Here is a 22,901-nt window from a genome sequence, read left to right as displayed (position 1 = left end):
ATTTTTTATAAGTGTATCTAACATTTTCGACACGCCTACAATTATGTACTTTTGACCTATATTTTTTAATAGGAACATAGATAAACTTTGACAAAAAAGTTTAAATAATAAATACATATAGGCGACAGATACTGGAATACATTTAAAATCAGGAAAAAATGATTTAAAATGCATTCCAGACGAAACTCATGACAACCATTCTTCTTTTTGTGCCTTAGGGATTATAAAATGATTATTCTATGTGTAAAAGATTTTAGTGCGGGCAAATATAGACTAACTACTTCACAGCAAATATGCATCCTATCAACTTCCATACTTATCGTTCTGAAAAATAACGAAAATTACGGATTATAGTCGCATTCAGCATACCAGCAAAAAAGCTTATAAATGTGGAACGAGTTAAAATACTCATATTTTACAGGATATCATTAGAAGATAAGCTTTCTGTCATCATAAGTACGGCTGACAATGTCCATGTATTAAAACATTTGATATTTAGTTAAATACCGAAATAAATTGATGCAAAAAACATTTTAACATCAGCGCTATATGATTAAAATATTACGGACGAAGTATTATTTGTCTATGAAGATAAAAGAAATATTCTCCAAATCTGAATAAAGTGAAACAAGTTTTGGGGTAACTAAAAACGATTGTGATTTTCAACTGATTTCATGTGAATTTTGCAGAAATACGGGAATCAGTCTTTTCATTTTTGGAGTATATAAATGGGTGTCGAGAAAAAGGGTTTCTCCTGATGGATCTGATTCTAGAGCTATGTCAAAAAATTAAAATAAACCTACATATCATCTATCCGCTAAAAATTTTTAATTTCTTTACGAATAATAAAATATTTATATATACTTATATACATTTATGTATTAATATATATATAAATGATGTTAAATCAAAAATAAGAGCTGTATATCTCCTCATTATTTTTATCGAATCTAAAAAATCAAGTTGATTAGCACCAAATCCTTGACTCCTTAAATAAGAAGTTTTGAGGATTACCTACTCAGTTGTTAGATAGATTATAATTTTAAGTACACTTACCTTGATTGTAATAACATGATTTAAAGCAATTACAACATTCCCTATTAGCATTTCATCAATAAATAATACAGACATGCCTTTTTTCGTAATTCCCCCAAAAAACAACAAATTTTTTCCATAGTCTATTATTCTAGAATTGTTACCAAAAATCAATAGTTAATTGTTGCTCCCCATTTTTACTTCATTATTATAAGGCATCTTTAGGTTAACCAATTATCCTATTTTACATATCATATTCTGGCTAAGGTTGACCACCCTCATATAATTCTCCTTAATTTACACAACATTATATGTTTAGGTTTTTCAGAAAAAGCCACCTTTCTTTTAAAAGTGATAACATCTATATCCTCATTAAAAATATACAAATAATTCAGGTTGCACTTTTCTATTTCTCAATACAAATTAATTTTAAAAAAAAACAGATATAAAGCCTTTATCCGTCTTCTTTTGTCAGTCCAAAAGAAAAAAACAATTAGTTATAACAAAAATCACCTACTTTAAAGTGGTGATTTTTTATTGAGAAAATACATATATGCATAAAAGCATATTTCCTCCCACTCATTATCATATACAATATTAACTGTAACAAAAATGATTACAACTAATAAGGAGGCTTCTTTACTATGAAAAAAATGATTTTAGCCGGTGCGTTAACTTTAGCAGGAATTACTGGTGCTACCGCGTTTATTCCTGAAACAAAGGCGGCTGCCGCTACTCAAGAACAAAGCTTTACAAAATTTTATTCTTTGCAAACTGGAAGTAGTTCTGAACAAGAACCTGTTTTCCTTCAAAAAGGACAGGAACTAACAATTCAACCTAACAGCAAAACTCCTAGTTACAGTGTTTATGACTCAAATCATAAACTTATTGGACGTTATTCTGATGGTTACGGCCGAATTTTCACTGCAAAAACAGATGGAAATATGTACGTTCAGTTTCATGCACCTTACGTTTACTATAGTCCTGTTAGCTTTTCGGTTACGTATACAATCCGATAAAATAAAGGGCCTTTCTCAAGGCCCTTTACTTTGTTTCCCAATTCACTTTTACAAAACCATCTTTCACCATTACACCACTTATATTAAATACATACTTTTCATTCGCTTTTAATGCAGCTTTAAAAGTACCTTTTTTCGATTCACAGATCTCTTTTAACTCTCTTATTCCTTCTCCTTGCCTTTCATACAAGCTAAAGCATAAATTCCCACGTTTTGCATCCGTCTCATAAGAAAATGTTACTTCTGTATCTTTTGCATACTCAAGTTCAATATCTTTCCCAGCAATATCCCATGATGAGAATTTTGCCTCGTAACTTGTCTCCCCTTGCTTCTCATTTTCTAAATATATATCACCAGCTCTCCACATATCATCTAACGTTTGAACGAAAGCAAAGCCGCTAAGTAATACAAGCATTGCACTTGCAAATATCACAACCAGCGTTATTTTTTGCTTTTTCATACCCTTCATCGCATGTTCTCCTTCTACTTTCCTTTTACTTCTTCGTACCATATATAACAAAACTCCAATAAAAAATGGCAATACAATCGCTATAACACTCCACCACTTACTTATTCCACGCATTTTTGCATCTGTATACACCCATGATACTACACATACTAAAAGTGTTATAAAAGCCAAAAACATTGCAATCCCAGCTATCTCAATTACTACAAATGGATTAGCGAACTCTATCATGTAATTTATACTCCTTCTTTAAAAATGACTGTATGACAACATATATAGGAATGTATAGGTGCATCACAATAACTATCGTTATAATGACAGATATTTTATGATCCAAATGACTAACGAACTGCTCTAGAGTGACAGTTAATACAATCATCCAAATAGCATGAATACATATAACCCATCTCTTCTCTATTTTTTGAGCATTTCGCACAATCTGCTTCGTATTATTTATTAGCTCTTCGCTTGGAATCATCTCTCCCGCTAAGCTACTTTTTATCTTCTGATCAAACTTATCTTCCGTCATAAACGAACCCCTCCAAATGTTCCCGCATTTGCTTCTTCGCATAATTAAGGCGGTAGTTCACCGTGCCAATCGGTATATTTAATATTTCGCTCATTTCTTTATAAGAGTATTGTTCATAATAGTAGAGTACGAGCACAGTTTTATATTTTTCATTCAATAACTGTATAACTTCCCGTATCATTTCCGCTTCTACTTTTTGAATAAATTTTTCTGATATATTCACTTCATCTGCCAAATCTATTTCTCCACCATCCTCTTTATGAAATAAATCCAATACGCGATCTTTCCACCTTTTCTTCTTACGATAAAAGTCATAAAATGTACGAGCACAAATTGTAGTAATCCATTTTTTATAATTTTCCACACAAGAAAGTTGGTGCCTAGAGGAAAAAACTTTTATCCAAGTCTCTTGAAAAATATCTTCTGCATCTTCTTTCGTTTTCGCTAATTTATAGCATAAGGAATATATTTGCTGCTTATATATCAATTAATTCTTCTACCTTTTCTTCCATCGGAAACCTCCTGTCATTTATATAAGACGACGCAAATTCTCCTTTTGTTTGATAAAATTTTATTTTTTATTATCCCCATACAAAAAGGCAATCACAACATCGTGTGATTGCCTTTTACTTAAAAACGAAAGTCCGCTTCCGCTTTTCTTTATGTCCAGCTCCAGCGGCTAGAATACTCGGTGGCTTCGCGCCTTCCTCCGAGGCAAAGTACGCCTCTCTGTCAGGAGCTCCATCCCCCTCCTATTCTAAGCAAGCCGCTTCCGCTTTTCTTAATTACATTTTTTCTGGTGCAGATACTCCTACGATTGCTAATGCGCTTTGAAGTGTAGTACGTACTGCTTTCATTAACTCGTAACGAGCTTTACTTAATTCTAAGTTATCTTGGTTTAATACTTTTTCTGCATTGTAGAAGCTGTGTAATGTTGCTGCTAATTCAAATGCATAGTTTGTAATGCGGTGTGGCAGACGTTTTTGTGCTGCATCCGCAACTACTGCTGGGAATTCACCAAGTTTTTTCAGTAACTCTACTTCTTTCTCAGAAGTAACAAGTTTGTAGTTCACGTCTCCGCCTGTAGCTAATCCTAACTCTTCACCTTGACGAAGGATACTGCATACGCGAGCATGAGCATATTGTGCATAGTATACTGGGTTTTCATTAGATTTTGATACAGCTAAGTCCATATCGAAATCTAAATGAGAATCGCCGCTACGCATTGCGAAGAAGTAACGCATTGCGTCCACGCCTACTTCTTCCATAAGCTCACGAAGTGTAACTGCTTTACCTGTACGCTTACTCATCTTCATTTTTTCACCGTTTTGATACAGTTGTACCATTTGGATGATTTCTACTTCAAGTGTTTCTTTATCGTAACCTAGCGCTTGAATAGCAGCTTTCATACGCGGAATGTAACCATGGTGGTCAGCACCCCAAATATTGATTAGCTTATCGAAACCACGCTCTAATTTATCACGGTGATACGCGATATCTGGCGTTAAGTACGTGTAAGAACCATCATTTTTAATTAATACACGGTTTTTGTCGTCACCGTAAGTCATTGAACGGAACCAAGTTGCACCGCCTTCTTCAAAGATCTCGTCACGCTCTTTTAATACTGCAAGTGCAGCATCGATTTTTCCGTTTTTGTATAATGATGTTTCTGAGAACCATACATCAAATTTAACACGGAAGCTTTCTAAGTCTTTTTGAAGTTTTGCTAACTCATATTTTAAACCGTATTCACGGTAGAATTCATAGCTTTCTTCAGCATCAGCTTTTGCATAACGATCGCCAAACTCTTCAGCTAAACGTTTACCGATTCCAATGATATCCGCACCATGGTATCCGTCTTCTGGCATTTCTTTCTCTAGACCTAAAGCTTGCATGTAACGAGCTTCAACAGAAAGAGCTAAGTTATGAATTTGGTTACCAGCGTCATTAATGTAGTACTCACGAGATACATCGTATCCTGCTTTCGCTAATACGTTACATAAAGTGTCACCTACTGCCGCACCACGTGCATGTCCTAAGTGAAGGTCACCTGTTGGATTCGCAGATACGAACTCGACTTGTACTTTTTCACCTTTACCAGTATTCGTTTCACCGTAAGCTTCACCAGCATTAACGATTGTTGGGATTAAGTCTGTTAAGTAGCTATTATCCATGTAGAAGTTAATGAAACCAGGACCAGCGATTTCAATTTTTTCAATAGAAGCTTTTGCTTTATCGAAGTTTGCAACTAATTCTTCTGCAATCATACGAGGTGCTTTTTTCGCAACGCGTGCAAGTTGCATTGCCATATTTGTAGAGAAGTCACCATTTGTTTTATCTTTTGGAGATTCTAATACAACGTTTGGAATCTGTTCTTCCGTCGCTAATTCTGCCTTTAATACAGCAGCTTGAATTTCTTCTTTAATTAATCCTTTTACTTGTTCTAAAGAATTCATTATTTTGCCTCCTTCAAATTAAGTGTAATTGTATATCTGCCAGCTTCTTGTTCACTTAGAAGCAATGCGTACGTTAAGAAGAGTTGTCCTTTTTTCTTTTCATCCGACCATTTAAAAAGAACGTTATCAGTTTTCGTTTGCAATGCAAACGTACCAAGTTCACTCGTATACGTACCAGTTGTCCATTCACCTTTCACATGCGTTTGACGCATTGAAACAGCACCTGAACGCATAATGAGAACTTGTTCATCTTGAATTTTAATAATTGTTTTCACTTCGCCCTGTTCGTTCGGCTCTTGGAATGTTACGTATGTACCTTGACCTTTTACATAGTATTGACCATTTGCTTCAAAAGCAACGGTTTCCTTCCTCGCCCCTTCACGGATTTCTGTTACGAAATGAACGTGTACCGGCAAGCCTGCAAGTTGTTTCTCCACGTCTTGCACACCTTTCAAATGTTATAGATATTAAATACTACTTATAATAAATCACTTTTCCTATCATATCAAAAAAAACCTCTGTCTGTCTGCTGAAAAATCAGGAAAACTCTATTTCAAAAAATAATTCACTTTCACTTTATTTCATATGATAAAATATTTGTTAAATCTAAATATTTAATTAATTATAGAGGTGAATCTAAGTGCTACCAACAAAATTAAAAAAGGGTGATGAAATTAGAGTTATTTCACCATCTTGTAGTTTAAGTATTGTCTCAAATACGAATCAAGAGCTTGCTATAAAAAGATTAAACGACATGGGCTTTCAAGTTACATTCTCAACATATGCTGATGAGATAGATCGATTTGCTTCCTCTTCTATCTCTTCACGCGTTCACGATCTTCACGAAGCATTTAGAGACCCGAATGTAAAAGCCATTTTGACGACACTTGGCGGATACAACTCTAATGGCTTATTAAAACATCTCGATTACGATTTGATTCGAGAAAACCCGAAATTTTTCTGTGGCTATTCTGATATCACTGCGTTAAATAATGCAATTTACACAAAAACAGGACTTGTTACATATTCAGGACCCCATTTCTCTTCATTTGGAATGGAAAAAGGACTCGAGTATACGACCGATTACTTTTTAAAATGCTTAACTTCTAATGAACCTATTGAAATATTGCCATCTGAAACATGGAGCGATGATTCTTGGTATGTAGATCAGGAAAATCGAGAATTTATTAAAAATAAAGGATATGTTTCAATTCACGAGGGAGAAGCTACAGGAGATATTATCGGTGGCAATATGAGCACATTTAACTTACTGCAAGGTACGCCATATATGCCTAACTTAAAGGAGAAAATTTTATTTATTGAAGAGGATAGTTTAACAGGAACATCTACCCTTAAAACTTTTGATCGCTATTTACATTCTCTTATGCAACAACAAGATTTTGAACATGTAAAAGGCATCGTTATAGGAAAGATGCAAAAAGGCGCAGAATGTACGATAGAAGACATTCAAGAAATGATTGCTTCAAAACCTGAACTCGCACATATCCCTGTCATTGTAAACGCAAGTTTCGGGCATACAACCCCGATTTTCACTTTCCCGATTGGTGGACGTGCAAAAATCATTTCTAACAAAGAAAAAACATCTATCACTATTTTAACGCACTAAAAAAGGAGCGAATAAGTCGCTCCTTTTATGGTTTTTCTATTTTTTCCAACGCTTTTTGTGGGATTGACTCTTTCGATATTTCAGCCCATCCTTTTCCTTGCATACCTTTTGCATAAATTTTTATAAACGCCCCAGTATGCAATTCACGGTTCATCATTCTTTTCACAACTTGTAACTTTCCGTCTTCTGTATACCCTTTAAATGTATACAAGTATTCACCGTCTTTTTTCTCACCTTTATCTATAACCGCATAATAATCTTGTATTTCTTTATTTGAAAAGAAGTTGTCTACAAAAGCATGTACACCTTCTGTTTTTGTGTTCAAATAATACGCTGTTCCACCTAGAATAATGGCGAATACAACTAAAACTTTAATTACCAATTTCATACATGCGCCTCCTGTTTGCACTTCTTTCTCACTAGTCTTATGTCTATACCTGTATTATACGGAAAAAGGCATACTATACTCTATTGAAAAGTCTTACACTTTCCTTACATTATTGTAAGGGTTTTTCACCTTATAGCAATTTCCCAATAAAAATTTTTTCCGTTTCATGAACTTTTATATTATTATTGAATGATACAAATTTTTATTACAAAAATCAAAGGAGACAGTTTTCCAATGGCTATCTTGCAAGGTTTAGCACTATTACTTGTTGTACTTTGTCTATTTACACTTTTTAGTTACCGCGCTCCTTACGGAATGAAAGCAATGGGTGCTTTAGCTAATGCAGCAATCGCAAGTTTTCTTATTGAAGCATTTCACCGTTATATCGGTGGAGAAATGTTTCATAATGACTTTCTACAATCAGTAGGAGAAGCTTCTGGTAGTATGAGTGGTGTCGCAGCCGCAATTTTAGTCGCACTAGCAATCGGTGTTTCACCCGTATATGCTGTTTTAATCGGTATCGCTACTAGTGGATTCGGCATTTTACCAGGATTTTTTGCCGGATACGTTTGCGCTTTCGTCGTGAAATTCCTCGAAAAGAAATTACCTGCTGGTGTAGAGTTTTTAGCAATTTTATTTATTGCCGCACCAATCTCACGCGGAATGGCCATGCTTATGGATCCGCTCGTGAACGCAACGCTCGGTAAAATCGGTTCTATGATTTCAGTTGCAACTACAGAAAGTCCTATCATTATGGGCATTATGCTTGGTGGATTAATAACAGTTATTTCTACCTCTCCATTAAGTTCTATGGCACTAACTGCAATGCTTGGATTAACAGGTTTACCAATGGCAATTGGTAGTCTTGCTGTAGCAGCCTCAGCCCCAATGAACTTTATTTTCTTTAAACGACTAAAAATTTGTTCAAAGAAAGACACAATCGCTGTAGCAATCGAGCCTTTAACACAAGCCGATGTTGTTTCAGCAAATCCAATTCCAATTTATGCGACAAACTTCGTTGGCGGTGCACTTGCTGGTATTATTACATCTCTGTTCCAGCTCGTTAATAATGCACCAGGAACCGCATCACCAATCCCAGGACTTCTTGTCTTATTCGGATTTAATGACGTCGTAAAAGTAACAATTGCTGCTGTATTATGTGGAATCGTTACCACGATTGTTGGGTACATCGGATCAATTATATTCCGCAAATATCCAATCCGTTCTGCTGATGAAATTCGCGGCATTGCTTCGGAAGAGAATGTTGCATAAGAAAAAGAGCGATTCTCATCGTTTGAGAATCGCTCTTTTTTATGTCTCGTGACAGTCAGTGAAATTATATCAGCGTTTTTTTTAATATGTAGATTTACCGACACATATCGATAAAACAAGAGCCCCTATTCATATAGGAGGCTCTTGTTTTATCCAGCTACAGCGGCTAAAATCTCCGCTTTTATTTCTATCCAGTTACGCCTCCTAGACCCTTGCGTCTAAGAACCTTCCCTGCCAAAAGGTAAAAAGCACCTTTTGCAGGAAAGAACCTTAGTCACCGGGTCTAAACAGTCGGCTTCACTTTTACTTTACCCAACCGAGCAGCATTTCCCGCACGAATTTGCTTGCTGCGACTGGTGTTTGATCACTATGGTCGTAGACAGGAGCTACTTCTACTAGATCTGCTCCAACTACATTTATATTTGAATTTGCAATTGCCACGATGGAATCTAATAATTCTTTAGATGTGATACCTCCAGCTTCTAACGTTCCTGTTCCTGGAGCGTGAGCTGGGTCTAATACGTCAATGTCGATTGTGACATAAACTGGGCGTCCTGCAAGTTTCGGTAATACTTCTTTCAACGGCTCTAGTACGTCAAATTTGTATAAGTTCATACCTACTTCTTTCGCCCATTCAAATTCTTCCTTCATTCCAGAACGAATTCCGAAAGAATATACGTTTTCCGGACCAATTAAATCGCACACTTTACGAATTGGTGTAGAGTGGGATAAAGGCTCCCCTTCATATGATTCACGTAAATCAGTATGAGCATCCATGTGGATGATTGCTAAATCCGGATATTTTTTTGCCATTGCCTTAAAAATTGGCCAAGACACTAAGTGCTCACCGCCGAGCCCTAGTGGAAACTTATCGGCATCTAAAAGTTTTGATACATACTCTTCAATCATGTCTAAGCTGCGTTGTGCGTTTCCGAATGGTAACGGGATATCACCCGCATCAAAATATTTTACCTCTTCTAGTTCACGATCTAAATATGGACTATATTCCTCAAGACCGATTGATACTTCACGAATACGTGCAGGGCCAAAGCGAGATCCCGGACGGTAACTTACTGTCCAATCCATAGGCATCCCGTAAATAACTACCTTTGACTCTTCAAAACTTGGATGACTTTTAATAAATACTTTACCTGAATAAGCTTCATCAAAACGCATATTCTTTTCCTCCTTATGTGGAACTTAAGGTATCCCAACCTTTCATTATTTCTCAAATTTGGAGCGAATTGCTCCTCTTTCTCGATTTACCGGGGGTCTTCTTTTTTACAATAAGAAGACAATTTTCTTTACAGTAGTGTAAGTAGCTAGCATGTTCAAGTCTTCTGGACAAACACCTTAAATGAGCTACTTACACTTTATTGGTTCGATACGATTCTCTTACTTAATTAGATCGCCAACAAATTTCGGTAATGCGAATGCTGCATTGTGTAATTCTTTTGTGTAGTATTTCGTTTCGATTTCGTGGAAACGCTCTTCACTTACTTCTAATGGATCATGTTTTTTAGATCCAATTGTGAACGTCCAAAGACCACTTGGATAAGTTGGAATGTTCGCTGTGTATAAACGAGTAATTGGGAAGATCTCTTTTACGTCTTTAAACACAGTTGTAATTAGTTCTGGTGTGAACCAAGGGTTGTCCGTTTGTGCAACGAAAATACCATCTTCTTTTAACGCTTTTGAAATTCCAGCGTAGAAACCTTTCGTAAATAAGTTTACTGCTGGTCCTACTGGCTCAGTAGAATCTACCATAATTACGTCATATTCATTTTCGCTCTCTGCGATGTGTAGGAAACCGTCTCCTACTTTTACTTCTACACGCTCATTATCTAATGCGCCTGCAATTGATGGTAAGTATTGTTTAGAGTACTCAATTACTTTTCCATCGATTTCAACAAGAGTTGCTTTCTTTACGCTTGGGTGTTTTAACACTTCACGAATAACACCACCATCGCCACCACCTACAACTAATACGTTTTCAGGGTTTGGATGTGTAAATAAAGGTACGTGCGCTACCATTTCATGATAAACGAACTCATCTTTTTCTGTTGTCATAACCATGCCATCTAAAATAAGCATGTTTCCGAACTCTTCCGTTTCAACCATATCAAGTTTTTGGAATTCTGTTTGCTCCGTATGTAATGTGCGGTTAATACGTGCCGTAATCCCAAAATGTTTTGTTTGTTTTTCAGTGAACCATAGTTCCATCGTACAATCACGCCTTTCAATGCAAATTTATAATAGGGACATCATTAATGTCCCCTAACAAAAATAAAACAAAACATCCGAAAAGTATAGTTAAAAGTACAAAAATACCGAAAATATATTTTAGTCAGAGGGTTCTAACATATATGTGAAAAGGGATTGCCCTGTAATAGGAAAGAAAACCCTTTCTTAAGAAAGGGCTTTTGTCTCTACTTCTACCGGTTTACGAATTGGAATTAAAATTATTACGCAACCGACTAACACCACAATTCCACCGACTAAAAATGGACTTTGCGGTGAAACAGTGTGGCCGATGATTCCTGATAAGATTGGAGCAATTGCGCCACCTAACCAACGAACGAAGTTATAAACACCAGATGTAACAGATCTTTCATAAGGTGAAATATCCATTACATAACTTGTAAATAATGCATTATTTAACCCTGACGCTAATCCTGATAGAACAATTAATACAATTTGTAACCACATAACTTTCACAAAGAATAGTGCAATTAAAAATAGGGCAAATACGAGTAAACTACCTTTTAACAATGCCTTCGGCTCATATTTCCCTTCTAGCTTATGGGCTAAAATTGCAGAACCGTAAGCTAACGCTAATCCCCATCCACAAAATACAAATCCTAATTGAATAGCAGATAAATGCATAATAAGTGGTGAATATGCTAACACCACGAAAAATCCGTAGTAGTATAACATTCCTGAAATCGCACCTTGCATAAACGGCTTATATTTCACCAGGTTAAGTAATTCTCCTACACCTGCCGCTTTACGCTTCACTTTTCGCTCCGGTTCTTTTACAAAAAAGAAAACTAAAATAAATGCTAAGAAAATTAAAATACTCGTCGCAAAAAATGGGTAACGCCAAGAATGTCCACCTAATATCCCGCCTAATAACGGTCCGCCTGCCATTCCTAAACCGATAGCTGCTTCATACAATCCTACTGCTTCATGAACTTCTTTACTTAATGCAATTAATAATGTCATCGCCGTTGCGAAGAACATTGCATTTCCTAATCCCCACCCCGCGCGGAAAATAGATAATTGGGCAATCGTTTGCGATATACCGCATATAAACGCAAATACAGTTACAATCGCAAGACCGATCGTCATCATTCGTTTATCACCAAATCTTGATGCGAATATTCCAGCTGGTAACATCATAATTGCCATCGTTAAAATATATGCTGTAAATAGCATCTCTACTTGCCAATGCGATGCACCAATTTGTTCAGCAATGCTTGGTAAGATTGGATCGACTACCCCTATACCCGAAAAGGCAAGGAAGGTAGCCACCACTGTAATTAATCTCCCTAATTTTTGTTTGCTCTCCATTTTGATCATTCTCCTTTTGTACTCTCCAAAAATGTCACTGCACGATGTAAGCTATCTTCTAGTTCCACCTTTACACGCTGCATTTGCTCCATTTTCTCGTCTAGCGTTTGCACTTGTTTTTCAAGCATCTCTTTAATTTCTTGAATCATTTCGCGGTCACGAGGGTTTGCACTATTTCTTCTTTGTTCCATTCTTTCTTTTAACGATAAGAAATGTTGCATTTCTTGAAGCGTAATTCCTAATACTTCTTTCGCTTCCACAATCCGTTTAATTCTGGCGATATCCTCATCTGTATACAGGCGAATGTTCCCCTCACTACGTTCTGGGGGATGAATTAAACCAATTTCCTCATAATAACGAAGTGTACGTTTTGTTAAACCAACTTGCTTTGTGACTTCATCAATCTTATACATGTTTATTCCTCCCTTCACTCAACTATTACATTTTACGTTAACGTTAACTTTTGTGCAACTGTTAGACTTTTGTAAATGTTTATCCTATTCAATTGTATTTTTTCAAAAGCAGTTTCATAATGAAAGAAAAGAAACGATAAGGAGATTTCCGTATGAATAAACCACTTATTTTCGCCCACCGCGGGGTAAAAGGAACACATCCAGAAAATACGATGATTGCCTTCCAAGAAGCTGAACGCATTGGTGCCCATGGAATTGAACTTGATGTCCACCTGTCAAAAGATGGTGAACTTGTCGTGATTCACGATGAAACGGTAGATCGCACAACAAATGGCATAGGTCTTGTTTCTGAAAAAACGGTAGCGGAATTACAAGCTTTAGATGCTGGTAGCCATAAAGACCCCTCTTTCGATGAAGCAAAAATTCCAACGTTACGTGAAGTGTTCATTTGGCTATCTACAACAAATTTACAGCTCAATATTGAGTTAAAAACAGATGTCATTCACTACCCTAATATTGAAGAAAAAGTTGTGGCTCTTGTTCGAGAATATCATCTATCTAATCAAATTGTATTCTCCTCATTTAACCACGAATCTGTTTCATTATTAGCAGAGATTGCTCCTGAAATCCCAAGAGCGATTTTATACGATACACCACTTGCTGATCCTATCGCTGAAGCAAAAACTAGAGAAGCAACTGGTTTACATCCAAACTTTCAACTACTAACAAAGGAATTTGTTCAACTAGCGCAAAAACAAGGGTATGTTTTCCGCCCTTATACAATTAACGAATACAAAGATTTACAAACTATGGTTGATTATGGCGTAGATGTCATTATTACCGATTGGCCAGCACGTGCCTTTGAGCTCCTTTCTTAATTGAAGGAGCTTTTGTTTTCAAAATTTCATTGTTTAAAATAACCGAAAACCCTCAATACTAATACAATAATGTTTGTATGAATGAGGGGCTGAAAAAGATGAATCAAACTATGAATCCGAAACTTAAAAAATATAAACGTCTTTTCTTCACCGTAATGTTTTCTTCTGTTCTTTTTTTCGTTTTTTCCTTTTTTGTTATTATTATAATTGCAAAAATTATGGGACCTCCTCCTGTTGCTGTCCCGCAAACAAGTGTCTTTTACGCTAATGATGACACTGTTATAGGGCAAAGTAATGAAATGCAAAAACGCTACAATGTATCTCTCAATGAAATCTCTCCTTATGTAAAAGAGGCAACACTATCTATCGAAGATCAACGATTCTACAAACATCATGGCTTTGATATGAAGCGTATTGCTGGGGCTATTGTTGCCGATTTAAAAGCGATGGCAAAAGTCCAAGGTGCTAGTACGATTACACAACAGTATGCTCGTAACCTATACTTAGATCATGATAAAACGTGGAAACGGAAACTATTAGAAGCGATGTACACCGTCCGCCTTGAAGTGAACTATAATAAAAATCATATTTTAGAAGGTTATTTAAATACAATTTATTACGGACATGGCGCTTACGGAATCGAAGCTGCGTCTCGTCTATATTTCGATAAAACAGCAAAAGAATTAACATTAGCAGAAGCTAGCATGCTCGCTGGTATCCCGAAAGGACCTAGTGTCTACTCTCCTTTTTTGAAAGAGGATCGTGCTAAAGGACGACAATCTCTCATATTAGATGAAATGGTAGAACAAGGTTATATTACGAAGAAACAAGCAACTTCAGCAAAAAAAGAACCACTAAGCTTTGCTTCATTAGATGCGAAAAAAGTGGCAGAGGTCGCGCCTTATTTCCAAGATGCTGTACAGGCTTCTCTTCTTCTTGATATCGGATTAGATGAGCAAGCCTTACAAAAGGGCGGCCTGCGTATTTATACAACGCTAGACCCTAAATTACAATCGGTTGCAGAGCAAGCTGTAAAAGATCACATACCTGACACAACAAACATACAAACTGCTCTCGTCTCTATGAATCCAAAAACAGGTGAAGTAGCTGCCCTTGTTGGTGGAACTGATTATAATACGAGTCAATTTAACAGGGCTACACAAGCCGTTCGTCAGCCTGGTTCTACATTTAAGCCATTTCTATACTATGCGGCACTAGAACGAGGTTTCACCCCGGCTACGCGCTTAAAAAGCGAATACACGGTATTTACTTTAGGTGACGGTGTTTCAAAGTATAAACCAAAAAACTATAAAGATTATTATGCAGATGATTTCGTAACGATGGCACAAGCCCTCGCAGTCTCTGATAACATATATGCTGTGAAAACAAATTTATTTTTAGGTGAAGATATCCTTACAAAAACAGCGAAACAATTCGGAATTACGAGTGCATTAAAAGATGTTCCGTCTCTTGCTCTTGGTACATCTCCTGTAAAGCCAATTGAAATGGTAAATGCTTATAGCATGTTCGCAAACGGCGGAAAGGAAGTAAAACCTATTTTCATTCGCCGCATTATGGATCATGAAGGGAATATGTTATACGATGCTCATTTGGAGAGCAAACAAGTTCTCGATAAGAGCAAAGCGTTTGTGATGGAAGAAATGATGACGGGTATGTTTAATAAAAAACTAAGCAGTTACGCTGCTGTAACTGGTCAGTCGATGTTATCTAAACTCTCGAGAACATATGCCGGAAAATCTGGTTCTACTGAAACAGATAGTTGGATGATTGGATTTACCCCGCAAATCGTAACTGGTGTATGGGTTGGATATGATCAACCTAAATCGATTTCAAACGTAGCAGAACAAGGATATGCGAAAAGAATATGGACCGATACGATGGAGAAAGGCTTAGATGGCCAACCTAAAAAAGAGTTTAAGCAGCCAAGTGACGTCGTTGCAGTCGATATTAATCCTGAAAACGGAAAAATCGCTACAAAAAACTGTCCAATTTCAGTTAAAATGTATTTCGCAAAAGGTACAGAACCAACTGAATATTGTATGGATCATGTTGATGATAAGGAAGAATTTGAAAAGACAACTGAAGAAAAGAAAAAAACAGGTTGGTGGAAAAAATATCTTCCTTGGTAAAAAAAATAGCTGACGGGCATCCGTCAGCTATTTTTTATTCACTTAATAATGCACGGTGCAATTCTTCACTAGATTCGTTCCAAATCGCTTCATTATGTTCTTTCAAGAATGTACCAAGTACTTTTTTAGATGATTCATCCATATGGTCAACCATAATGTGACGCTTCATTGATTTATCCATTTTGTTTACGTGCTCTGGAAGTGATTTATATCCGCGACGAATTTCACGGTCAACTGTCATTTCACAAGCTGTTACACCTGCATAATAAGCTCCTGTCGCAGTTCTTTCAATCGTTACCCACACAAGCCAAAATGGTTTTCCGTTTGGAACTTCATCTTTATTTGTTAAAAACTTAATACCTTTTTCGACCGTACTACGCGCATGCATCGCACCGATATCAACAAAGGCTGTTTTCTCTAGTACATCGACAAATACAGGTGAAATATTTTCTAGGCTTAATGCCCCAACGCCAAATCCACCATGTCCATCTGTTGAATCATTTTTCACGATATTAAAACCGATTTTTTTCTTTTTCTCTGTCATATATAAAGTCCTCCTCGCTTACTGATTAGAAAAGCCTGAAAATAGGCGCAATGATACTGTCTAAAAATACAAATACATACGGAATGACAACATTGAAAATAGGTTGAATTGTGTAATTGCTAAGCGGTGTAATAACGAGAATTAATAACGCGATTGCTCCATACTTTTCATACTGTGTCATTTTCGCACGAATATTTGCTGGTGCTAAATCCTCCACAACACGATATCCATCAAGTGGCGGGATTGGTAATAAGTTAAATACAAGTAAAACGATATTAAGCATAATAAAAATTTGGAAGAATCGACCTAACGTATCTGCTACTGCAGCTGGAATTGCATCAAATACTCCGAATACCGCTAAACTATATAAAATAATTAAACCAATCGCACTTAAAATTAAGTTACTGATCGGCCCAGCAATCGAAACTAATATCCCAGCAAGACGCGGTCTTTTAAAATTGTACGGGTTAACTGGTACTGGCCTTGCCCAACCGAAACCAAGAATTAATACTGCAATCATCCCGATAGGATCTAAGTGCGCCATCGGTGATAAAGTTAAGCGACCTTGTCTCTTTGCTGTATCGTCTCCAAATTTATATGCAACATATGCATGCGCAAATTCATGCACTGATAATGCAATAATAATCGCCATTGCTACTAACGGGATTTCTTGCAATGGATATCTAAATAACTGATCCATGATTCATCTCCTCTTCAATATGTCAAAAAAAGAAATTATTTGTTTTTTCGATTGTTCTTCCCCATAATCCGCTATAATAAGAGTGTAACTTACATAAAAGGAGCGATTATATATGCCATACGTAACAGTGAAAATGCTAGAAGGACGCACAGAGGAACAAAAGAAAGCTCTTGCTGAGAAAGTAACAGCAGCAGTAAGCGAAACAACTGGTGCTCCTGAAGAAAACATCGTTGTTTTCATCGAAGAAATGTCTAAAAACCATTATGCAGTTGGCGGAAAACGCTTAAGCGACAAATAATTCCAAGTTCTTTCATAAGAAGCAGCTCTTAGCTGCTTCTTATTTTTTTCCTTCTAGTAACTCGATGATTCTCTCTTTATATTTTCCTTTTCTTCCATCTTCATAGATTAAATCATGCGGATAGAATAATTTTTGATCCCTTCTCTTCTTACCAGTAATCGCCTCAACAATATCCGATTCACGTGAAAGCTCTCTAAGCTCTCCATTTGGCATAAGAAGTAAGATTGGCAGACGTTCTTCTTCTTCACCAGCACGGTAAAAGTCATACGGTAAGTCTGATGTTGAATCAACTACTAAATAGTATTCTGGATCAAGTCCAATCTTTTTAAATAAGCTACTTAATTCCATCCAATTATCTAAACCGTGCTTATCTGTAAACTCTACATATTTAAATAGGTTTCGATTCATAAAACGGCGGCATAAATCACTTAAAATTGGATCTTCTTCGTCTTGCCATACTTGGAAGTAATAATACATAACGTTCTCGTCTAACTTTAAATAATCCTCTACTGTTACTTCTTCTTCAAATAAAGAATAGAAATGAACCGGATGATTTTTAAATGTATAATACTTCTCGTGCAATGATTTTGCACGGTGTAAAATCTTCGTTAAAATAACTTCAGCACTGCGCGTCACCGGATGGAAATATACTTGCCAATACATTTGATAACGACTCATAATATAATGCTCAACAGCATGCATACCACTATTTTTAATAACTACTTGATTGCCGTACGGACGCATGACACGCAATATACGTTCCATATCAAAGTTTCCATACTTTACGCCAGTGAAATACGCATCTCTTAATAAATAGTCCATACGATCTGCATCAATTTGACTGGAAATCATGCTAATCGCTAATTTATTAGAAGATGTTTTTGCGATTACATCGGCTACCTTTTGTGGAAAATCTTTATCCACACGACTTAATACGCGATTAATTTCCGTATCTCCAACGATAATCTTTTGTGTAAATTTCTCATGATCTAATGAAAATACTTTTTCAAAGGAGTGAGAAAACGGGCCGTGACCGACATCATGAAGTAATGCCGCACATAAACATAACAATCTATCTTCAGCATTCCAGTTCGGTCTGCCATCAAACACATCATCAATCATACGACGAATAATCTCATATACACCTAATGAATGAGTAAAGCGACTATGCTCTGCACCGTGAAATGTAAAAAATGTCGTTCCAAGCTGCTTAATACGGCGTAAGCGTTGAAATTCTTTCGTTCCGATTAAATCCCAAATAACACGATCGCGCACGTGCACATATTTATGTACCGGGTCTTTAAACACTTTTGTTTCGCTGAGTTTGTCGTTTAAATATACCACCTTCCGACATCCCCCTTTCTTTACTGCATTCTTACTATATATTATAAACGAAATAGGAAACAGAAAGAAATGAAAGACTATATTAATTGCCCTTATATAAAGAAAAAATCACTTTTACCGGAGTAAAAGTGATTTCTTTTTATACATTATTTCCCTAAAACGAACTCAGCAACTTCATCTAAGATCATTTCTTTACCTAGAGGGAAGTAACCTTTGTTTAAGTCTTCGTTTTTAATTGTAAATACGTGGTTGTTTTTAACAGCGTTCATGTTTTTCCAAATTGATTCTTCCTGGAATTCTTTTAGACGCTGAGAACCGTCACCAGTCGTAAATACGAATAAGTAATCTGGGTTGTAATCGATTAAAGCTTCTTTTTGTACTTGTACTAATGGTTTATCCGTTGGTGTACCTTTAACTGCTGGTAATTTTAAATCGTTAAAGATTACGCTACCGTAACCGTAGTCACCGTATACGCGGAAAGCATTTGGATATGCAGCCATTTTCATAAATTTAGCATCGCCAGTTTTCGCAACGATTTTATCATGTAATTTGCTTGCTTTTTCATCATACTGTTTAAACCATTCTTTTGTTTCTTTCTCTTTACCGAAGATTTGACCTACTTCTTCGAATTTTGGACGCCATTGGTCTAATGGAGTTTTTAACATAACTGTTGGTGCAATTTTAGATAATTGATCATAGATCTTTTCTTGACGATTGTTTACAAGAATTAAGTCTGGTTTTGCAGCAGCTACTGCTTCGATGTTAATTTTATCGCCCCAAGCAGAACCAACTGGTTTTACGTCTTTTAATTTCTTTTCAATATGTGCATCAATTTTTTCTTGAGATGTATTAGCAGTAATAATTGGTTTCATACCAAAGATTAATAATTCTTCTGTTGAACCACTAAGGTCAGCAATTTTCTTTGGATTTGCAGGGATTTTAATTTCCCCTTTTGCATGTTGTACAGTGCGCTCTTCAGTCTTCGCATCCTTCGCATCTGCTTTCTTCTCTTCTTTGTTAGAACAAGCTGCAAATAGTACAGAAGTAACGACTAGTACCATTGCTAATAACGCCATTTTAAAATTCTTCATGTTCCCACTCCTTCTAGCTGTATTTCTCTTATAAGTTACAGTGAACTATAAGAAACAAGATTAACAATTAATCAATATATATTTATTAATTGTTGTTTATGCCCCGTTCTAACGGGTGTTCAACTTCCTATTTACTAATAAGAAGCTCAACGTCCATTAGAATTCCCCCCTCTCTAAGAGGGGGTTCTAATTATGCTTTTTTACGCAATTGATTACTAATCATCGCTAAATCATATGTTAAACAAATTGGCTTACAGTTTACTGGACATGGAACGATTTGAGCTTCAATCTCAAATACGTTACGAAGTGTTTCACTTGTCATTACTTCATCTGGCGTTCCTTGTTTCATTAACTTACCTGCTTTTAATGCAATCATATGATCTGAGAAACGAGAAGCATGGTTTAAGTCATGGATAACCATAACAATCGTTCTACCTTCTTCTTCATTTAACTTTTTCAATAAGTTTAATATTTCTAATTGGTGGGCCATATCTAAGTACGTTGTCGGTTCATCTAATACGAGTAATTCTGTCCCTTGTGCAAGGGCCATCGCAATCCATACACGTTGACGTTGCCCGCCTGATAACGCTTCTGCTGAACGATTTGCGAATTCTGTCATTCCCGTCACTTCAAGTGCCCAATGAATGTAACGATAATCCTCTTCTTTCAACGTTCCAAATCCTTTTTGATGAGGAAAACGTCCATATGAAACAAGTTCAAACACAGTAAGGCCAGTTGGCACTTCTGCAGTCTGTGGTAAAATTGCCATTTTCTTTGCGATTTCTTTCGTTGGCTGTTTCTCAATTGCTTTTCCGTCAAGATAAACAGTACCTTTTTTCGCCTTCAAAATACGAGAAGCTGTTTTTAATAATGTGGACTTCCCACAACCATTTGGTCCAATAATTGTTGTAATTTTCCCTTCCGGAATTTCAACTGTTAATCCATCAATAATTAACCCTTCATTATAGCCAACAGATACCGCATCAACTGCTAAAGTTGCCATACAAAAAGCCTCCCTTTATTTTGTCCTCATAAGTAAGTATATAAAATATGGTGCACCAATTACAGAAATAACAAGACCGACCGGTATTTCTGAAGTTGGTAACACACTTCTTGAAATTACGTCTGCGAATAAAAGTAAAAACGTCCCTATTAGTGCAGCAGTAGGCAGCATAATTTGATGTTTACCACCAACAAGGCGCCTCGCTAAATGTGGAGCCATTAAACCGATAAAACCAATTCCTCCAGCAACAGCGACAGATGCACCCGCTAAACAAACTGCAATAAATAATAATTTACGTCTTTCTTTTTCTACATTTACGCCAAGGCCAACAGCTGTAGAGTCGCCTAGGTTCATTACATTTAATATGTGCGCCTTACTAATAGCAAGTGGCAAGAATATAACCATCCATGGAAGTACACTTAGCACGAACTTCCAATCTGTACCCCACAGACTTCCTGCTAACCAAATCGTCGCAAAACGGAAATCGTTAGATGTCATCTTCATAGAAAAAATTAAACTAACAGCACCAAACCCAGCTGCAACAGCGATACCAACAAGTATCAATCGAGTAGATGAAACGCCGTCTTTCCATGCTAGTAAATAAATAATAACCGCTGCTAATATCGCACCAACTAACGCGAAGAATGGAAGGATAAATACAGATAAAAATGTACCAGTCCCAACTTTCCCGAAGAAAAAGTAGACGAATATAACAACTGTTAATCCCGCTCCAGCGTTAATACCGATAATACCTGGATCAGCAAGTGGGTTTCGCGATAATCCTTGCAAAATCGCACCTGACATCGCCAAAGCGGATCCAACTAATATAGCAATAACCATACGTGGCATACGGAATTCAAATAAAATAACAGACTGATCTTCAGCCCCAAGTCCAACCAATGATTTTAATACATCCATTGGTGGTATTTTAAATGTTCCTGTATTTAAACTTACTAAAAATACAGTGACGATTAATCCTACCAAAATTGTTAAAATAGAAACGTTCTTTTTTGTTAAGACACTTGTCCTCACATTTTTCCTCTCCCTTCGTTACGTGCTAAGTAGAGGAAGAATGGAACCCCAATTAGTGCTGTAATTGCTCCAATTGGCGTTTCAAACGGTGGGTTAATAACGCGAGATAACATATCTGCACATTCAATTAACAGCCCGCCTAAGACTGCAGAACATGGAATAACCCATCTATAGTCTGAGCCTACAAGGAAACGAGTCATATGTGGAATGACAAGTCCAACGAATCCAACCGATCCTGCCATAGAAACTGCAGAACCTGTTAACACAAGAACAAGTACTGTTCCGATAAATTTAATTAGTGTCGTATTTTGACCAAGTCCAATCGCAATTTCTTCACCAAAGCTCAAAATTGTAATATACCTTGACATCATAATTGCAATAAAAAGACACACAAGCCCAATCGGCACTAACATATTAATACTTTCCCACTTCACTCCAGCAACTCCGCCAGCATTCCACATGCTCACCTCTTGAGCAAGATTGAAATACAGCGCAATTCCAGATGAGATGGCCCCTAATAAAGCACTAATTGCTGCACCTGCTAAAGCTAATTTCACAGGTGTTAATCCACCTGGTGAAGAAGATCCAATTCCATATACAATGCTCGCCCCAAACGCAGCTCCAATAAAAGATGCGATGACAAACATTAAATAAGGTGAATTAGGAAAAAATGCATACATAATTGCAATCCCAAATACAGCCCCATCTGTAATTCCCATTAACGATGGAGAAGCAAGTGGATTTCGCGTCATACCTTGCATAATTGCTCCCGATACCGCTAAAAAGGCACCTGCTACTACGCCCCCTATTGCCCTAGGCATGCGAAGTTCTTGAATTACGTTATGATGCGTAATAGAACCGTCAAACTGAAACACAGCTTGCCATACAGTCTTTAAACTAATATCTGCAGCACCAAACGAAATAGACAATGCCATGCTTAAAGCTAACAAGACTGTACCTGCTACTAAAATAATAGAAGCAATGAGCGGCCTACTCTTAATCTCTTTAACATTCTCTTCTTGTTGTCCTATACTCCTTGCGCTCGCTTCCATCCCTCAACCATCCTAACCAACAACATATATT

General features: G+C 36.7%; 22 protein-coding genes and 1 pseudogene. 6 read left to right on the top strand and 17 right to left on the bottom strand.

Features of this window, described 5'->3' with window-relative positions:
* The first annotated feature begins 1,679 nt into the window (after positions 1-1,679).
* Positions 1,680-2,054, top strand: a complete 375-nt coding sequence (locus QCI44_RS00665; RefSeq protein WP_016085439.1) for a hypothetical protein — start codon at positions 1,680-1,682, stop codon at positions 2,052-2,054.
* Between the two features lie 25 nt (positions 2,055-2,079).
* Here the strand turns inward: QCI44_RS00665 and QCI44_RS00660 are convergent, their stop codons facing one another.
* The 5 genes and pseudogenes from QCI44_RS00660 to QCI44_RS00640 form a co-directional block, all read right to left on the bottom strand.
* Positions 2,080-2,751: an ABA4-like family protein gene (locus QCI44_RS00660; protein ID WP_353810964.1), complete on the bottom strand. Its 672-nt coding sequence runs from the start codon at positions 2,749-2,751 to the stop codon at positions 2,080-2,082.
* Positions 2,735-3,049 (bottom strand): hypothetical protein, encoded by a 315-nt coding sequence (locus QCI44_RS00655; protein WP_016085437.1) that lies wholly within the window; start codon positions 3,047-3,049, stop codon positions 2,735-2,737. The genes QCI44_RS00660 and QCI44_RS00655 overlap by 17 nt, the downstream gene beginning before the upstream one ends.
* Positions 3,036-3,561: pseudogene (locus QCI44_RS00650) on the bottom strand (RNA polymerase sigma factor). Before QCI44_RS00650 ends, QCI44_RS00655 begins: the two are co-directional and overlap by 14 nt.
* Before the next feature lie 273 nt (positions 3,562-3,834).
* Positions 3,835-5,505 carry an arginine--tRNA ligase gene (argS, locus tag QCI44_RS00645; RefSeq protein ID WP_016085435.1) on the bottom strand — a complete coding sequence of 557 codons (1,671 nt, stop codon included), beginning with the start codon at positions 5,503-5,505 and terminating at the stop codon, positions 3,835-3,837.
* The gene (locus QCI44_RS00640; protein ID WP_000414868.1) at positions 5,505-5,942 is read right to left on the bottom strand and encodes a YwiB family protein; all 438 of its coding nucleotides are present in this window, start codon (positions 5,940-5,942) and stop codon (positions 5,505-5,507) included. Before QCI44_RS00640 ends, argS begins: the two co-directional genes overlap by 1 nt.
* A gap of 203 nt (positions 5,943-6,145) precedes the next feature.
* Here QCI44_RS00640 and QCI44_RS00635 point away from each other — a divergent pair, with 203 nt between their 5' ends.
* Entirely contained in the window at positions 6,146-7,132 is a 987-nt protein-coding gene (locus QCI44_RS00635) for a S66 family peptidase (RefSeq protein WP_016085434.1), read from the top strand.
* Positions 7,133-7,157: 25 nt separating this feature from the next.
* Here QCI44_RS00635 and QCI44_RS00630 read toward each other — a convergent pair whose 3' ends face one another.
* On the bottom strand, positions 7,158-7,520 hold the full coding sequence (locus QCI44_RS00630; protein WP_000779940.1) for a YxeA family protein: 363 nt from the start codon (positions 7,518-7,520) through the stop codon (positions 7,158-7,160).
* 234 nt (positions 7,521-7,754) lie between these two features.
* Here QCI44_RS00630 and QCI44_RS00625 point away from each other — a divergent pair, with 234 nt between their 5' ends.
* Positions 7,755-8,792: a PTS sugar transporter subunit IIC gene (locus QCI44_RS00625; protein ID WP_016085433.1), complete on the top strand. Its 1,038-nt coding sequence runs from the start codon at positions 7,755-7,757 to the stop codon at positions 8,790-8,792.
* A 303-nt stretch (positions 8,793-9,095) separates the two neighbouring features.
* Here the strand turns inward: QCI44_RS00625 and speB are convergent, their stop codons facing one another.
* The 4 genes from speB to QCI44_RS00605 all read right to left on the bottom strand — a co-directional run bounded on the left by speB (position 9,096) and on the right by QCI44_RS00605 (position 12,778).
* Complete coding sequence (gene speB / locus QCI44_RS00620) at positions 9,096-9,968, bottom strand: agmatinase (protein WP_001209831.1); 873 nt, start codon at positions 9,966-9,968, stop codon at positions 9,096-9,098.
* A gap of 219 nt (positions 9,969-10,187) precedes the next feature.
* On the bottom strand, positions 10,188-11,015 hold the full coding sequence (speE, locus tag QCI44_RS00615) for a polyamine aminopropyltransferase (RefSeq protein WP_000424696.1): 828 nt from the start codon (positions 11,013-11,015) through the stop codon (positions 10,188-10,190).
* Between the two features lie 186 nt (positions 11,016-11,201).
* Positions 11,202-12,365 (bottom strand): MFS transporter, encoded by a 1,164-nt coding sequence (locus QCI44_RS00610; protein ID WP_016085431.1) that lies wholly within the window; start codon positions 12,363-12,365, stop codon positions 11,202-11,204.
* A 5-nt stretch (positions 12,366-12,370) separates the two neighbouring features.
* Positions 12,371-12,778 carry a MerR family transcriptional regulator gene (locus tag QCI44_RS00605; protein WP_016085430.1) on the bottom strand — a complete coding sequence of 136 codons (408 nt, stop codon included), beginning with the start codon at positions 12,776-12,778 and terminating at the stop codon, positions 12,371-12,373.
* A 152-nt stretch (positions 12,779-12,930) separates the two neighbouring features.
* On the opposite strand from QCI44_RS00605, the gene QCI44_RS00600 reads away from it, so the two are divergent.
* Positions 12,931-13,656 carry a glycerophosphodiester phosphodiesterase gene (locus QCI44_RS00600; protein ID WP_016085429.1) on the top strand — a complete coding sequence of 242 codons (726 nt, stop codon included), beginning with the start codon at positions 12,931-12,933 and terminating at the stop codon, positions 13,654-13,656.
* A 98-nt stretch (positions 13,657-13,754) separates the two neighbouring features.
* Positions 13,755-15,806, top strand: coding sequence for a transglycosylase domain-containing protein (locus QCI44_RS00595; protein ID WP_016136115.1), 2,052 nt, complete (start codon positions 13,755-13,757; stop codon positions 15,804-15,806).
* Positions 15,807-15,840: 34 nt separating this feature from the next.
* Here QCI44_RS00595 and QCI44_RS00590 read toward each other — a convergent pair whose 3' ends face one another.
* Together QCI44_RS00590 and QCI44_RS00585 are read right to left on the bottom strand one after the other, a co-directional pair.
* On the bottom strand, positions 15,841-16,350 hold the full coding sequence (locus QCI44_RS00590; RefSeq protein ID WP_016085427.1) for a YwhD family protein: 510 nt from the start codon (positions 16,348-16,350) through the stop codon (positions 15,841-15,843).
* Between the two features lie 25 nt (positions 16,351-16,375).
* On the bottom strand, positions 16,376-17,050 hold the full coding sequence (locus QCI44_RS00585; RefSeq protein WP_016085426.1) for a site-2 protease family protein: 675 nt from the start codon (positions 17,048-17,050) through the stop codon (positions 16,376-16,378).
* Between the two features lie 112 nt (positions 17,051-17,162).
* On the opposite strand from QCI44_RS00585, the gene QCI44_RS00580 reads away from it, so the two are divergent.
* Positions 17,163-17,348 carry a 2-hydroxymuconate tautomerase gene (locus QCI44_RS00580; protein ID WP_001147171.1) on the top strand — a complete coding sequence of 62 codons (186 nt, stop codon included), beginning with the start codon at positions 17,163-17,165 and terminating at the stop codon, positions 17,346-17,348.
* A 39-nt stretch (positions 17,349-17,387) separates the two neighbouring features.
* On the opposite strand, the gene QCI44_RS00575 is transcribed toward QCI44_RS00580, so the two are convergent.
* The 5 genes from QCI44_RS00575 to QCI44_RS00555 all read right to left on the bottom strand — a co-directional run bounded on the left by QCI44_RS00575 (position 17,388) and on the right by QCI44_RS00555 (position 22,870).
* Positions 17,388-18,692, bottom strand: coding sequence for an HD domain-containing protein (locus QCI44_RS00575; protein ID WP_016085425.1), 1,305 nt, complete (start codon positions 18,690-18,692; stop codon positions 17,388-17,390).
* 146 nt (positions 18,693-18,838) lie between these two features.
* On the bottom strand, positions 18,839-19,783 hold the full coding sequence (locus QCI44_RS00570; RefSeq protein WP_000787739.1) for an ABC transporter substrate-binding protein: 945 nt from the start codon (positions 19,781-19,783) through the stop codon (positions 18,839-18,841).
* A gap of 190 nt (positions 19,784-19,973) precedes the next feature.
* Positions 19,974-20,786 (bottom strand): ABC transporter ATP-binding protein, encoded by an 813-nt coding sequence (locus QCI44_RS00565; protein WP_016136117.1) that lies wholly within the window; start codon positions 20,784-20,786, stop codon positions 19,974-19,976.
* A gap of 15 nt (positions 20,787-20,801) precedes the next feature.
* Entirely contained in the window at positions 20,802-21,818 is a 1,017-nt protein-coding gene (locus QCI44_RS00560; protein ID WP_016085423.1) for a FecCD family ABC transporter permease, read from the bottom strand.
* A complete protein-coding gene (locus QCI44_RS00555) occupies positions 21,815-22,870 on the bottom strand; it encodes a FecCD family ABC transporter permease (RefSeq protein ID WP_016085422.1) in 1,056 nt (351 codons plus the stop codon). The genes QCI44_RS00560 and QCI44_RS00555 overlap by 4 nt, the downstream gene beginning before the upstream one ends.
* Between the last annotated feature and the right edge of the window lie 31 nt (positions 22,871-22,901).

Source organism: Bacillus cereus group sp. RP37, assembly GCF_040459695.1.
In the GTDB taxonomy this organism is placed as follows: Bacteria; Bacillota; Bacilli; order Bacillales; family Bacillaceae_G; genus Bacillus_A.
The sequence above is the reverse complement of the archived record's forward strand: the minus strand, read 5'-3'. Positions and strand labels throughout refer to the sequence as shown.

Bases quoted from the DNA above. Each gene is read 5' to 3' on its own strand.
- QCI44_RS00600 (WP_016085429.1), top strand. From the start codon at position 12,931: ATGAATAAACCACTTATTTTCGCCCACCGCGGGGTAAAAGGAACACAT.
- QCI44_RS00610 (WP_016085431.1), bottom strand. From the start codon at position 12,365: ATGGAGAGCAAACAAAAATTAGGGAGATTAATTACAGTGGTGGCTACC.
- QCI44_RS00665 (WP_016085439.1), top strand. From the start codon at position 1,680: ATGAAAAAAATGATTTTAGCCGGTGCGTTAACTTTAGCAGGAATTACT.
- QCI44_RS00660 (WP_353810964.1), bottom strand. From the start codon at position 2,751: ATGATAGAGTTCGCTAATCCATTTGTAGTAATTGAGATAGCTGGGATT.
- QCI44_RS00570 (WP_000787739.1), bottom strand. From the start codon at position 19,783: ATGAAGAATTTTAAAATGGCGTTATTAGCAATGGTACTAGTCGTTACT.
- argS (WP_016085435.1), bottom strand. From the start codon at position 5,505: ATGAATTCTTTAGAACAAGTAAAAGGATTAATTAAAGAAGAAATTCAA.
- speB (WP_001209831.1), bottom strand. From the start codon at position 9,968: ATGCGTTTTGATGAAGCTTATTCAGGTAAAGTATTTATTAAAAGTCAT.
- QCI44_RS00655 (WP_016085437.1), bottom strand. From the start codon at position 3,049: ATGACGGAAGATAAGTTTGATCAGAAGATAAAAAGTAGCTTAGCGGGA.
- QCI44_RS00605 (WP_016085430.1), bottom strand. From the start codon at position 12,778: ATGTATAAGATTGATGAAGTCACAAAGCAAGTTGGTTTAACAAAACGT.
- QCI44_RS00565 (WP_016136117.1), bottom strand. From the start codon at position 20,786: ATGGCAACTTTAGCAGTTGATGCGGTATCTGTTGGCTATAATGAAGGG.
- QCI44_RS00590 (WP_016085427.1), bottom strand. From the start codon at position 16,350: ATGACAGAGAAAAAGAAAAAAATCGGTTTTAATATCGTGAAAAATGAT.
- QCI44_RS00555 (WP_016085422.1), bottom strand. From the start codon at position 22,870: ATGGAAGCGAGCGCAAGGAGTATAGGACAACAAGAAGAGAATGTTAAA.
- QCI44_RS00595 (WP_016136115.1), top strand. From the start codon at position 13,755: ATGAATCAAACTATGAATCCGAAACTTAAAAAATATAAACGTCTTTTC.
- speE (WP_000424696.1), bottom strand. From the start codon at position 11,015: ATGGAACTATGGTTCACTGAAAAACAAACAAAACATTTTGGGATTACG.
- QCI44_RS00580 (WP_001147171.1), top strand. From the start codon at position 17,163: ATGCCATACGTAACAGTGAAAATGCTAGAAGGACGCACAGAGGAACAA.
- QCI44_RS00630 (WP_000779940.1), bottom strand. From the start codon at position 7,520: ATGAAATTGGTAATTAAAGTTTTAGTTGTATTCGCCATTATTCTAGGT.
- QCI44_RS00585 (WP_016085426.1), bottom strand. From the start codon at position 17,050: ATGGATCAGTTATTTAGATATCCATTGCAAGAAATCCCGTTAGTAGCA.
- QCI44_RS00625 (WP_016085433.1), top strand. From the start codon at position 7,755: ATGGCTATCTTGCAAGGTTTAGCACTATTACTTGTTGTACTTTGTCTA.